Origin of the sequence: Leifsonia sp. 466MF, assembly GCF_900100265.1 — a bacterium.
Taxonomy (GTDB): Bacteria; Actinomycetota; Actinomycetes; order Actinomycetales; family Microbacteriaceae; genus Leifsonia.
In genome coordinates this window covers 827,847-839,532 of sequence record NZ_LT629696.1, presented here as the reverse complement: position 1 = coordinate 839,532, position 11,686 = coordinate 827,847, and the positions used below count along the sequence as shown (strand labels likewise).

The 11,686-nt window shown below is 71.3% G+C and carries 13 protein-coding genes; 6 read left to right on the top strand and 7 right to left on the bottom strand.

Annotated elements, in window-relative coordinates; translation table 11 throughout:
- Positions 1 to 105: 105 nt before the first annotated feature.
- From BLR91_RS04000 to BLR91_RS03990, 3 genes are all read right to left on the bottom strand, one after another.
- The gene (locus tag BLR91_RS04000) at positions 106 to 315 is read right to left on the bottom strand and encodes a hypothetical protein (RefSeq protein ID WP_231918814.1); all 210 of its coding nucleotides are present in this window, start codon (positions 313 to 315) and stop codon (positions 106 to 108) included.
- Between the two features lie 184 nt (positions 316 to 499).
- On the bottom strand, positions 500 to 1,702 hold the full coding sequence (locus tag BLR91_RS03995; protein ID WP_089876920.1) for an AAA family ATPase: 1,203 nt from the start codon (positions 1,700 to 1,702) through the stop codon (positions 500 to 502).
- A 52-nt stretch (positions 1,703 to 1,754) separates the two neighbouring features.
- On the bottom strand, positions 1,755 to 2,654 hold the full coding sequence (locus BLR91_RS03990) for a DUF6578 domain-containing protein (protein WP_089876922.1): 900 nt from the start codon (positions 2,652 to 2,654) through the stop codon (positions 1,755 to 1,757).
- A 69-nt stretch (positions 2,655 to 2,723) separates the two neighbouring features.
- Here BLR91_RS03990 and BLR91_RS03985 point away from each other — a divergent pair, with 69 nt between their 5' ends.
- Positions 2,724 to 3,278 (top strand): transporter, encoded by a 555-nt coding sequence (locus BLR91_RS03985; RefSeq protein ID WP_089876924.1) that lies wholly within the window; start codon positions 2,724 to 2,726, stop codon positions 3,276 to 3,278.
- 13 nt (positions 3,279 to 3,291) lie between these two features.
- Here BLR91_RS03985 and BLR91_RS03980 read toward each other — a convergent pair whose 3' ends face one another.
- Entirely contained in the window at positions 3,292 to 3,897 is a 606-nt protein-coding gene (locus BLR91_RS03980) for a DUF4232 domain-containing protein (protein WP_089876926.1), read from the bottom strand.
- A 105-nt stretch (positions 3,898 to 4,002) separates the two neighbouring features.
- Here BLR91_RS03980 and BLR91_RS03975 point away from each other — a divergent pair, with 105 nt between their 5' ends.
- On the top strand, positions 4,003 to 5,097 hold the full coding sequence (locus BLR91_RS03975; RefSeq protein ID WP_018191839.1) for a calcium:proton antiporter: 1,095 nt from the start codon (positions 4,003 to 4,005) through the stop codon (positions 5,095 to 5,097).
- Positions 5,098 to 5,167: 70 nt separating this feature from the next.
- Here the strand turns inward: BLR91_RS03975 and BLR91_RS03970 are convergent, their stop codons facing one another.
- Positions 5,168 to 5,740 (bottom strand): TetR/AcrR family transcriptional regulator, encoded by a 573-nt coding sequence (locus BLR91_RS03970; protein WP_089876928.1) that lies wholly within the window; start codon positions 5,738 to 5,740, stop codon positions 5,168 to 5,170.
- A 92-nt stretch (positions 5,741 to 5,832) separates the two neighbouring features.
- Between BLR91_RS03970 and BLR91_RS03965 the strand changes: the two genes are divergently transcribed.
- Positions 5,833 to 6,537, top strand: coding sequence for an SDR family oxidoreductase (locus tag BLR91_RS03965; RefSeq protein ID WP_089876929.1), 705 nt, complete (start codon positions 5,833 to 5,835; stop codon positions 6,535 to 6,537).
- Here the strand turns inward: BLR91_RS03965 and BLR91_RS03960 are convergent.
- Entirely contained in the window at positions 6,516 to 7,451 is a 936-nt protein-coding gene (locus BLR91_RS03960; RefSeq protein WP_089876931.1) for an aldose 1-epimerase family protein, read from the bottom strand. The two genes, BLR91_RS03965 and BLR91_RS03960, sit on opposite strands and share 22 nt — an antisense overlap.
- 16 nt (positions 7,452 to 7,467) lie before the next feature.
- Positions 7,468 to 8,253, bottom strand: a complete 786-nt coding sequence (locus BLR91_RS03955; RefSeq protein WP_089876934.1) for a DeoR/GlpR family DNA-binding transcription regulator — start codon at positions 8,251 to 8,253, stop codon at positions 7,468 to 7,470.
- Positions 8,254 to 8,335: 82 nt separating this feature from the next.
- On the opposite strand from BLR91_RS03955, the gene galT reads away from it, so the two are divergent.
- The 3 genes from galT (at position 8,336) to BLR91_RS03940 (ending at position 11,582) form a co-directional block, all read left to right on the top strand.
- On the top strand, positions 8,336 to 9,550 hold the full coding sequence (gene galT, locus BLR91_RS03950; RefSeq protein WP_089876936.1) for a galactose-1-phosphate uridylyltransferase: 1,215 nt from the start codon (positions 8,336 to 8,338) through the stop codon (positions 9,548 to 9,550).
- Positions 9,547 to 10,707: a galactokinase gene (gene galK, locus BLR91_RS03945; RefSeq protein ID WP_089876938.1), complete on the top strand. Its 1,161-nt coding sequence runs from the start codon at positions 9,547 to 9,549 to the stop codon at positions 10,705 to 10,707. Before galT ends, galK begins: the two co-directional genes overlap by 4 nt.
- Positions 10,708 to 10,775: 68 nt before the next feature.
- The gene (locus tag BLR91_RS03940) at positions 10,776 to 11,582 is read left to right on the top strand and encodes an MBL fold metallo-hydrolase (RefSeq protein WP_231918813.1); all 807 of its coding nucleotides are present in this window, start codon (positions 10,776 to 10,778) and stop codon (positions 11,580 to 11,582) included.
- Positions 11,583 to 11,686 lie beyond the last annotated feature (104 nt).

Below are 11,686 nucleotides of genomic sequence, written 5' to 3'. Positions count from 1 at the left end.
CAATTCTCATGGAACTGTAGGGACCATCGTGGTATGCCCCAGTTCGGGGGCTTGACCGGAGGGAAGGTCATCCAGCCCGAGAGAAGCGCTAGCTGACAGCGGCGCTCACCCTCGGCGCGGCGCTCGGGGAGCCCGCACTAGCACCACAGTGAGGACGACGGTCACCAGGACGCTGTAGAGCCAGCTACCGACGACCGCGAGCAGCACGAGCCAGTGTTGGGACGACGGCGTCGCCGCGACGGACCAGATGGCGGCGGCGAGGAAGGCGGACATGACCACCGTGGCCGTCCACCGCGCGGTCAGCCGCCAGGCCATCCCCCACGTGCTCACCGGCCGCGGGGGCGTCGTGACACCCGCCAGCCATCCGCCGGGCTGCGCGAGTCCCGGCGCTCGGCTATCTTTCCTGGGCGTCAGCGGGCGCGAGACCGCGCGGTCCCATCGGTGCCGCCGGCCGGGGTCACTCACACGCCAGAATCTACACCGGAGCCGCAACGAGCATTCAGCGGGTGGGCCAGTGCCAGGTGGGACGGTCGAGGAGGCCCTCCTGGCCGCGCACGTGGGTCTCCCCCAGCTGCTTCTCCAGGTGGATGCGGCTCACGTCGTCGACGAGGTCGCGGTCGGCCGCGGAACGCCGGATCGCGTCCTGCAGCTCGTGGGAGTGCGTGACGACCACGAGCTGCGCGTTGGCCGACGCGGCGACGATGAGGGAGCCGAGCGCGGGCAGCAGGTCCGGGTGAAGGCTGGTCTCCGGCTCGTTGACGACCAGCAGCTGCGGCGGACGCGGTGACAGCAGCGCGGCCGCCCAGAGCAGGAAGCGCAGGGTGCCGTCCGACAGCTCCGCGCCCGCGAGCGGACGGAGCAGCCCGGGCTGCCGGACGGCCACCGAGAACTGCGCGCCGTCGACCACGATCTCGACCCGGCTGCCGGGGAACGCCGCATCCACGGCCGCGTCGAAAGGGCCGCCGCCGCCCGACTCGCGGATGGTCTGGATGGCCGCCGCGACATCCGTCCCGTCGGCGGCGAGCACCGGCGTGCGCGTTCCGAGCTGCGGAAGCCGCGCCGGGGCCGCCGTGTCGGTGCGGAAGTGGTCGTAGAAGCGCCACGCGCGCAGGTTCTCGCGCACCCGCAGCACCTCCGGGGCACGGACGGGATCGACGACCTCGGTGAGGATGCTCTCGAACGTGCGCAGGGTCTTCCCGAGCTCCGTCCAGCCGCCGTCGTCGCCGCGCACACGGACGTGGCCGCCGCGCCGCTCGGCCGCCAGGCTCGACGGTCGAGGCGCAGGACCCGTCCACACGGTCTCCAGCTTCAGCTCGGGATCGCGGCCGAACGCGGTGTCCTTGCTGGGCTGCGGCAGTCCGAGGTCGAGGGCGTAGCCGATGCCAACGCCGCCGTCGTCGAGCTGCACGCCCAGCCGGAGCGCGACCGGACCACGACGCACGGTTCCCTGGACGGGCGCGTCGCCCTGGAGCATCGCCCGGCCGAGGCGCTCCGGACCGGCCCACAGGGTGGAGTCGAGGCCGCCCTCGCGCGCGATCGCGACGACCACCTCATCCCGCCCGCACCCGGCCAGCAGCCGCAGCGCCCGATAGAGCGACGACTTACCCGCCCCGTTCGCGCCCGTCACCACGGTCAGCCGCCCCACCGGGATGACGAGGTCGCGCAGCGAGCGGTAGCCGGAGACGGCGACGGTGGAGATCACTCCGGGATCGTATCGGGGGCCGCCGACGCAGGTGGATGCGCGCGACCTGCCATCAGACTTCGTCGCTCCACGGAAGGAAAGGATTTCCGGACCGCGCGCGCTCGATCCGCTCGTGGTCGGAACCTCCCAGCATCACGACGTCGCCGCCGAGGGGAAACCGCGAGACGGTCGTCGTCGCCTCGTACGCGCGCCCATCTGCCGTCGTCGCGACGGAGACAATCGTCCAGTCATCCACCGTCTCGGAGAAGCGCCCCGCCGCGGCCGCGGCGACGAGGTCGCGGAGGACGGCGACGCCAGCTTCGTCGTCGGTCAGCGTCCACTCCGCATGCTCGATCTCCGCCGTGAGCTGATCGAGGTAGGCGTTCCACCGCACAGCGGCCGCCCCTTCCCGACGCGGCTGCAGCGTGACGGAGGCGTCCTCGCGGCCGCGGAGCACGTCCACCGCGTCTCCGAACTCTGAGGCGACTTCTGCGACCAGCGTCGTCAGCAGAGGCAGTATCCGCGGCGGCGGAGGGACGTCGAAGTCGGGGGCAGGCGACAGCTCGACCTCGGGAGCGGGATCGGGCAGGCGCGTTCCGGAGGGGATGCGGAGGCGCACCCGGTAGTCCGGGCCGCCATAACCCGCCGGATGGTCCTCGGTCGGCACCCGGTCGACATCGCGTTCGATCCGATCCTCCGGGTCGTTGGTGCGGTAGTGAGCACCGGGGACCGGAACCAACCGCTCGTACGACGCGACGATCCGCTCGACGCGCCCGGTGACATCGGCGAGAGGCACACGGTCGTCATGCGGATGGAGTTCGTGGAGATACGTGGGAACGCCATCGTGGGCCGACGAGTCCTGGGTGGGAGCGCGGAGCGTCAACGTCACATCCTCGCCGGCCGCGAAAGGCGTGCCGCAGCAGGCGAACTCCGCGGAGAACACGAGTACATCGATGGCGGAGGCGGCGTCCATGTCGCAACGCTACCGGGCACCGGAAATCATGCAACGAACTGTTCACCGAGCGGCCCTAGCGTTGCGACCGTGACCATCTCGCGCCCGAGCGTGCCGGATGTCGATGCCGGCACTCCGCGCTCGACGCCGGCCGTGGATGCGGCGACCCGCACCCGGTCCGGGATGCTGGCGCGTGCGGTCCGGCTCTGGCCGGGAGTTGCGGCGCTGATGCTGGGCTGCGTTGCGGCCGTCGCGATGCTCGGCGTGGCGGCCGCAACGGAGTTTCCGCTGTTCTCCGAGGCGTCGGCCGAGCGGGGGCGCGACTGCACGACGATCCGGAGCGCGCGCCATGCCCTCGACGCCGCGCTGGATGCACACCTCGCCGCGCTCGGAGCGCATCCCGTCGAGGCGGGGTCGGCGATCCAGGAAGCGGTGACGACATTCCGCGCGGAAACGAGCGACATCGCGACGGACGCCGTGGAGCGCGCCCTCGACCCCGTCGACCGGAGGCTGGACGACCTGCAGGGCGCCGTCGACGGACAGGGCTTCGCTCGCGACCCCGCCGCGGCACTCGCCGATGCCAACAGGGCCGCGACAGATCTGCGGGAGTCGTGGGACGGACCGCTCGCCCGCGTCTGCCAGTGACTCGGACGCCGGATCAGCTGCCGGCGACCAGCGCGCCGACGGTGAGCAGCGACACCGAATCCTTCGTGCAGGCCGTCACGCCCGCGTCCTTCACGAACAGCGACTCGGTCGAACCGGGCGGGTAGACCCGGAAGCCGTCGACCTGCTTCGGGGCGCAGTCCGCCTCGGGGTAGTTCAGCGCCTGGGTGATGCGCAGCGGCGCCTGCGCGGTGCCGCCCGGCTTGAGCACGACGGTCGGATGCGGTGTACTGCGGTCGAACTCGGCCGCGGCACCCAGCTGCGTGCCGTTTCCATCGCCGACGAACGACACCCCCGGCCAGCCCTGCAGCGAGCATTCGCCCGAGCCGTTGTTCGTGAGCACAAGGGTCACCTCGACGCTGCCCGCCGCCCCGCCGCCACCCTGCGCGATAGTGCCGGAGAGGTCTCCCGTGTCGCACTGGCCGTCGATCGGCGTCGAGGTCGCCGTGGAGGTCGGGGTCGGCCGCGACGTCGAGGTCGTGGATGCGGAGGGCGATCCGGTCGGCGCCGGACTCGGCGAGACGCATCCCGCCAGGAGCACGGCGAACGTGAAGGCGACGGCGGTCGCGGAGAGCGCGCGGAGGGTCGTAGTCCCGGTCATAGGCCCATCCAACCGGGCCCCGGCGGCCGAACCTGCGGGACCCGCCGAACGACGGCGACGGAACCTGCCCGAAGCCCTCGGAGGGCGGCCTGGCAGGATGGATGCATGAAAGCGCTCGGCACCTGGCTCGCACGATGGTGGACGATCGGGGTGCCGGTGATCGGCGTCGTGGTCCTGGTGGCGTTCTGGGCGGTGGAGCTGAACACGATCGCCGTCATCGTGATCGCCGTCGTCCTGGCCGGGACGGTGCTGGCGGCCGTCCAGCACGCGGAGGTGGTGGCCCACCGGGTCGGGGAGCCCTTCGGTTCGCTCGTCCTCGCCGTCGCGGTCACCATCATCGAGGTGGCCTTGATCGTGACGCTCATGACCACGGGCAAGGACTCCCCCGAGCTCGCGCGCGACACCGTCTTCTCGGCCGTGATGATCACGATGAACGGCATCGTCGGCCTCTCGCTGCTGCTCAGCGCATCCCGCCGCGAGTCCACCGCCTTCAATGCACAGGGCAGTGGAGCGGCCCTGGCGACGGTCACCGCGCTCGCCACCCTGACGATGGTGCTGCCGAGCTTCACGTCGGCGCCCGGCCCGGTGTTCTCCGGACCGCAGCTGGTGTTCGCGGCGATCGCCTCCCTCGCCCTGTACGGGATGTTCGTCTTCACCCAGACGGTGGCGCACCGCGACTTCTTCCTCCCGGTGGGCAGAAAGGGCAAGCCCCTGACCGAGGACGACCACGCCGAAGCGCCGACCAAGCGCGCCGCCCTGATCAGCCTCGGGCTGCTGCTCGTGTCCCTGGTCGCGGTCGTCGGATTGGCCAAGCTGGAGTCGACACCGATCGAGCGGGCTGTGACCGGGATCGGGCTGCCGCAGTCGTTCGTGGGCGTCGTCATCGCGCTGCTCGTGCTGCTGCCGGAGGGAATCGCCGCAGCCAAGGCGGCATCGCGCAACCGCACGCAGACGAGCCTCAATCTGGCGCTCGGCTCGGCGATGGCGAGCATCGGGCTCACCATTCCGGCGATCGCGGTCGCGTCGATCTGGCTGCCGGGCGCACTGCACCTCGGACTCGGGTCGAGTCAGATCGTTCTGCTGGTGCTGACAGTGCTCGTCAGCATCCTCACCATCGTGCAGGGACGCGCGGTGCGGCTGCAGGGCGGCATCCACCTGGTGCTGTTCGCGGCGTTCATCTTCCTGTCGATCGCGCCCTAGCTCGCGACATTCGTGCCGAATGTGCGGTATGGCGGCGCCAGAACGCACATTCGGCACGAATGTGCGCAGGTCAGGCGGTCGCGGCGTCGAAGAGCTGGGCGGCGGCGAGGCGGGCCGCGTCGGGCGTGCCGCCGCGCATGGCGGCACTCGCCGAAGCGCCGTCGAACAGCAGGGTCAGCTGGATGGCGAGGGTGCGGGTGTCAGCTGCTCCGGCGGCCGCGGCCTGGCGCTCGAAGTAGGCGGTCAGCTCGTCCTTGAACCCGCGGGCGACCACGGCGGCGGGATGCTCGCGGTCGCGCAGCTCGGTCGCAACGTTGACGAAGGGGCAGCCGTAGAAGTCGCTGGCCTCCGCGGCGGCGTGCAGGGCGTCGAAGACGTGGAGCACGCGGTCCCGTGGGGCGGCACCCTCGTCGGCGTCGAAGTATCCCGTGACGACACGCGGCCCGTACTCCTGGAGCATGGTCGCGACGATCGCATCCTTGCCGTCGAAGTGCTGGTAGATCGAGCGCTTCGAGACCTCGGCCTCCTGAGCGAGCCGGTCGACGCCGACCGCGTTGACGCCCTCGCGCACGAACAGGCGCGCGGCGGCGGCGAGCACGCGATCCCGCGGCTTCGGCCGGGCGGGGGCGGTGGCTGTGGACATGCCTCGATCCTAATCAGGCGCTTGCAAAAAGTAAACCGATCTGTGTACATTGCGAGTACACAGATCGGTTTACCTTCGGAAGGACTCTTCACATGACCGACATCACCGGCCGCGTCGCCCTCGTCACCGGCGCCAATCGCGGCCTCGGCGCCGCCTTCGTCGCAGCGCTCCTCGAACGCGGCGCGACGAAGGTCTACGCCGCCGCCCGCCGCCCCGAGACCGTCACGAGCGACGACCCGCGCGTCGTCCCCCTCGCCCTCGATGTGACCGATGCGGACAGCATCCGCCGGGCGGCCGAGGTCGCGAGCGACGTCACGATCCTCGTCAACAACGCGGGCATCGCCGTCAACGAGTCGCTCGTCACCGGCGACCTCGACGAGATCCACCGCGAGTTCGACACCAACTTCTGGGGACCGGTGCTCGTCACGCGCGCCTTCGCCCCCGTCCTCGAGGCCAACGGCGGCGGCGCCATCATCAACATGCACTCCGCCCTCAGCTGGCTCGCGTTCGGCTCCTACAGCGCGACGAAGGCCGCCCTGTGGTCGGCAAGCAACTCGAGCCGCGTGGAGCTCGCGCCCGCGGGCATCCAGGTCGTCGGCGTCCACGTCGGTTACGTCGACACCGAGATGGCGGCCGACGCGACCGGCGTGAAGGTCCCGCCGCGTCAGGTCGCCGACGAGGCCCTCGACACCGTGCAGGAGGGTGGAGCGGAGGCGATCGTCGGAGAGGTCGCGCAGCAGGTCAAGTCGCACCTCCACGAGGACGTCCGCGTGCTCTACCCCCAGCTGGCCAGGTAGGCCTCGCCGCCGAATCCTTCCGGGCGGACGCCCCAGCTCACCGACCAGGTCTCGCCCGGCTCCAGCCAGCGCAGACCGCGGCCCGAGTTGAGGGCGTTCGCCGGGGCGGTCATCGGCTCGATCGCAAGGGCCACTCCCCCGGGCTTCGTCGCGAACGACCGGTGCGTGAACACCTGCACGTAGCGGAACGCCTCATCGGCCCAGAGCACGACCTGGCGGCCGTCATCGGCGGCGAGGATGTGCTCCACCGGCCCGTCGGGCAGGTCGGCGAAGCCGGTGTCGAGCTCCAGCTCGCTGACCCGGCGACCCGCCGAGAGGTCGAACGACGTGCCGGCGACCGGCGACTCGCCGGTGACGTTGCTTCGATCGTCCGTCTCGAACCGGGTGCGCGCCGCCACGGTGACGGTCAACTGCTCCGGCGGAACGTCCGCGATGCGGAGGTAGGGATGCGCGCCGACGGCCACCGGCGCCGCCGTCTCGCCGGCATTGCTGATGGTGTGGGTGGCCTGCAACCCCTCGGTGTGCAGTTCGTGGGTCACCGTGGTGTCGAGAAGGAACGGGTAACCGGGCTCGGGATAGACGGTCGCGGCCTGCGTGACCATCGAGTCGGACTGCTCGACCAGCTCATACGGGCGGCGCCGCAGCAGGCCGTGGATGGCGTTCCGCTTCGCCGGTTCGGTCAGGTCGAGCTGCCGCGGCTCCCCGTCGAACTCCCACCGGCCGTCCGCGACCCGGTTGGGCCAGGGGACGAGCACGATCCCACACGCCGAGGGCGGCTGCTCCCCCGCCGGGTAAGGCTCGGTCAGGTCGGATTCGGCGAAGCGCAGGGAGCGGATGCCGGCTCCCACCTGCACGATGGTGGCGCTCAGGTCGCCGAAGTCGAGTTCGTACTGTTCACCGGTGGCGGGTCGCATGGCAACAGATTAGGCCTCAGGCGACGATCACCGGCAGCCCTGCGTCCCGCAGGGCCGCCACCGCCTCCGGTGCAGCCGACTCGCCCGTGACCAGCTCGGCCACCTCATCCACCGCGGCGATCCGGCCGAGATGCGTGCGGCCGAGCTTGCTGCCGTCGGCCACCACGATCGCCCGCTCGGCGGAACCGACCATGACGCGCTTGAGGTCGGCCTCGGGCAGGTTCACGTTGGTGATGCCGCCGGTGGGATGCACGCCGGTGCAGCCGATGAAGGCGATGTCGGCGTGCACACGGCCCAGGAGAACGGCGGCGAGCGGCTCGACGAGCGAGTGTTGCAGCGGCCGCAGAGTGCCGCCGGTGACGACGACCTCGAACCGCGGGATGGCGCGTTCCAGTTCTAGCGCGATGGTCAGGCCGTTCGTGATGACCGTCACGTTCTCCAGGTCGTCCCGCTCGACGAGGGCGCGGGCGATAGCGGCGGGGGTCGTTCCGACGTCGAGCAGCACGCTGCTGCCGGAGGAGACCATCGCCGCTGCAGCCAGGCCGATCCGGCGCTTCTCCTCTGCCGACGACTCCAGGGCCTCCTCGAAGCTCGGCTCCCGCATCCCTGCTGTTCGGAGCACCGCCCCGCCGTGGACGCGCCGGATGCTCTGCTCGCGGTCGAGCGCATCCAGGTCGCTGCGGACGGTGACATCGGAGACCTGGAACGCCTCGCTCAGGTCGGACACCCGGGCGAAGCCGGCGCGCCCGATCAGCTCGAGCATTCGTTCGCGCCGGAGCGCCGCGGGGAGGGCTTCGCTCATACGCCCATGCTGGAGCGCTTGCGATTGCTTGTCAATACGAAAGCGGAAGCGGTATCCTCGCTTTCGCAATCGAAAGGATGGCATGGCCTCGATCACGAAGCGTCCCACCCGTCTCTCCGACGGTCGGGACCTCATCTATTACGACGACGCCGACACGACGCTCGGCCCGGAGCGCAAGCCCGACCTCCGGGAGCCCGCACCTCGACCGGCCACCGCGACGATGCGGCAGGACCCGCTCACCGGCGAATGGATCTCCATCGCGGCAGCGCGCCAGAACCGGGTGATGCTCCCACCCGCCGAGCTCGATCCGCTCGCTCCCGCGACACCGACGAACCCGTCCGAGATCCCCGACCTCTACGATGTCGCCGTATTCGAGAACAAGTCGCCCTCCTTCGGGCCGCTGCTCGTCGACGACAACGCCCCGGAGGGGATCGACGACCTGGCCCAGGTCGGTTTGGGGCGCACCCGCACGTCCGTCGGCCGGTGCGAGGTCGTCTGCTTCAGCCCGGCCACCACGGGATCCTTCGGAAGCCTCAGCCCGTCGCGCGCACGCACGGTCATCGAGGCGTGGGCGGACCGCACCACCGAACTCTCCGCACTCCCCGGCGTCCGGCAGGTGTTCCCGTTCGAGAACCGCGGCGAGGCGATCGGCGTCACGCTGCACCATCCGCACGGGCAGATCTACGCCTACCCGTACATCACGCCGCGCACCTCCGCGCTCATCCGCTCGCTCGACGCGTACGGACCGACGCTGTTCGCCGACATCCTGGAGCGGGAGCGCGCCAGCGAGCGCGTCGTCCTCGCCGGAGAGCACTGGACGGCATACGTGCCGTTCGCCGCGCGCTGGCCGGTCGAGATCCACGTGCTCCCGCACCGCCACGTCGCCGACATCTCCGAGACCAACGCCGCCGAGCGGGACGAGCTGGCCACGCTCTACCTCCGGGTGCTGCGCGGGGTGGATGCGCTCTACGACTCCCCCACGCCGTACATCGCCGCGTGGCACCAGGCTCCCGTCGGCGTTCGCCGAGACGAGATCCGCCTCATGCTGCAGCTGACCTCGCCCCGCCGCGGCGCGGATAAGCTGAAGTTCCTGGCCGGCTCGGAGTCGGCCATGGGCGCCTGGGTGGGCGATATCCCGCCCGAGCAGGCGGCCGCTGCGCTCCGCGAGGCCGTCGCCCGCGCCGACCGCGACAACCCGGTCGGCGAACTGCCGGTCTCCGTGACCGGGCTCGTCACCGAGCCCGTCGCGGCTCCGGCGGGCGCCGCATCCACTTCCGACCGAGAGGCTGACCGATGACCGACCTGCGCACGGGCGTCCGCGACGACTTCGCCGAGGTGTTCGGCCGCGAACCCGACGGCGTCTGGTCGGCGCCGGGCCGGGTCAACCTGATCGGCGAGCACACCGACTACAACCTGGGATTCGTCCTGCCGTTCGCGATCAACCGGCGCACCGTCGCCGCGGTCGGGGCGCGTGACGACCGCGTCATCCGCGTCGGGAGCACCTTCGCGGACGAGGTGGTCGAGATCCCGCTCGACGATCTGGCGCCCGAGGTGCTCTCCGGCTGGTCGGCGTACCCGCTGGGCGTCGCCTGGGCGCTCGGCCAGTTCGGCACCGACCTTGCCGCCGTGCCGGGCGTCGACATCCTGCTCGACTCCAATGTGCCCGTCGGTGCCGGCCTGTCGTCGTCCGCGGCGATCGAGGGCGCCGTTGCCGTGGCGCTCAACGACCTGTGGCGTCTCGGATTCGACCGCCGCACCCTTGCCCGGGTCGGCCAGCGCGCCGAGAACGTCGCGGTCGGAGCGCCGACGGGCATCATGGACCAGTCCGCCTCCCTCCTCGGCGAGCGCGACGCGGCCGTCTTCCTCGACTGCCGGTCGCTCGACTCCGAGGTCGTGCCGCTGGGGCTCGAGGCCGCCGGGCTCGAGATCCTCATCATCGACACCGGTGTGACGCACTCCCACGCCACCGGCGGCTATGCCGAACGCCGCGCCTCGTGCGAAGAGGGCGCGCGCATCCTGGGCGTCGAGGCGCTGCGGGATGTGTCCGTCGGCGACCTCGACCGCGCGCGCGAGCTCATGGACGACGTGACCTTCCGTCGCGTCCGTCACGTCGTCACGGAGGACCAGCGGGTGCTCGACACCGTGCGCACCCTCCGCGAGCAGGGGCCGGCCGCGATCGGCGAGCTGCTCGACGCGTCCCACGTGTCGATGCGCGACGACTTCGAGATCTCGGTGCCCGAGCTCGACCTCGCCGTGGAGACGGCGCAGGCGAACGGCGCGATCGGCGCGCGGATGACCGGCGGCGGCTTCGGAGGCTCGGCCATCGCCCTCGTGCCGACGGACGCGCTCAGCCGCGTGCTCGTCGCGCTGGACGGCGCGTTCGCGGAGCACGGGTTCGGCCAGCCGGACCTCTTCACGGTGCAGGCGTCGGAGGGTGCTCGGCGCGAGAGCTGAGCGGGCGGCCTGTTCGGCCGGTCGGCCGGTTCACCTCCCGGTCACCCTGTGGTGTCACACTGTGACGCGTGAGTGGACAGGGAGTGAACGATCCGGTCGTCGTGTGGCTCGACGCGGACACCGTCCAGGTGCGGCAGCCCAAGACGTCGCACTGGGAGGCGCCGTTCCTCTACCTGCTGTTCGGGCGTGAGCGGGCCCTCCTGATCGACACCGGCGCGACCTCCGATGAGGCGGTGTTCCCGCTGCGAGCGACGGTCGAAGGCCTGATCGCCGACTGGCTGCGGCGCAACCCGGTCGTGTTCGTGCGGCCGTATCCCCTCGTCGTCGCGCACTCGCACGCGCACGGCGACCACATCGCGGGTGACGCGCTGCTGCGGGATCGGCCGGGCACGACGGTCGTCGGCACCAGCCCAGCCGAGGTGATCGGCTTCTTCGGCTTCCCGACCTGGCCGGATGCGGCTGTCACGTACGATCTGGGCCGCCGGGTGATCGACGTCATCGGCGGGCCGGGGCACGAACCCTCCGCCGTGGTGTTCTTCGACCGGCAGACGGGCATCCTGTTCACCGGCGACACCGTCCTCCCAGCGCGGCTGTACGTGCGCGACCTCGGCCAGTACCGGGCGACGATCGAGCGGCTGATCCGCTTCCGCGACGACCCGCCCGCGCCCGTGCGCGAGCTGCGCGGCGCGCACATCGAGATGTCCACGGAGCCGGGCGTGGACTATCCGGCGGGGACGGTGGACCAGCCGGACGAGGCACCGCTGCCCCTGCGCCCGCGCATCCTCGACCGCGTGCTCGCGGCCCTCGGCGAACTCCGTGGCACGTCCGGCGAGCGCGTCGTCACGAAGCGCTTCATCGTCGTCGTCGACCGCTGACCCACTCCCCCTCCGCCCACCGTCGAGTCCGCGATCTTTGCACGCCCCTGCGGCGCGTCGTGTGCAAAGTTTGCGGACTCGACGGTGGGGGCGGGGGCGGGATG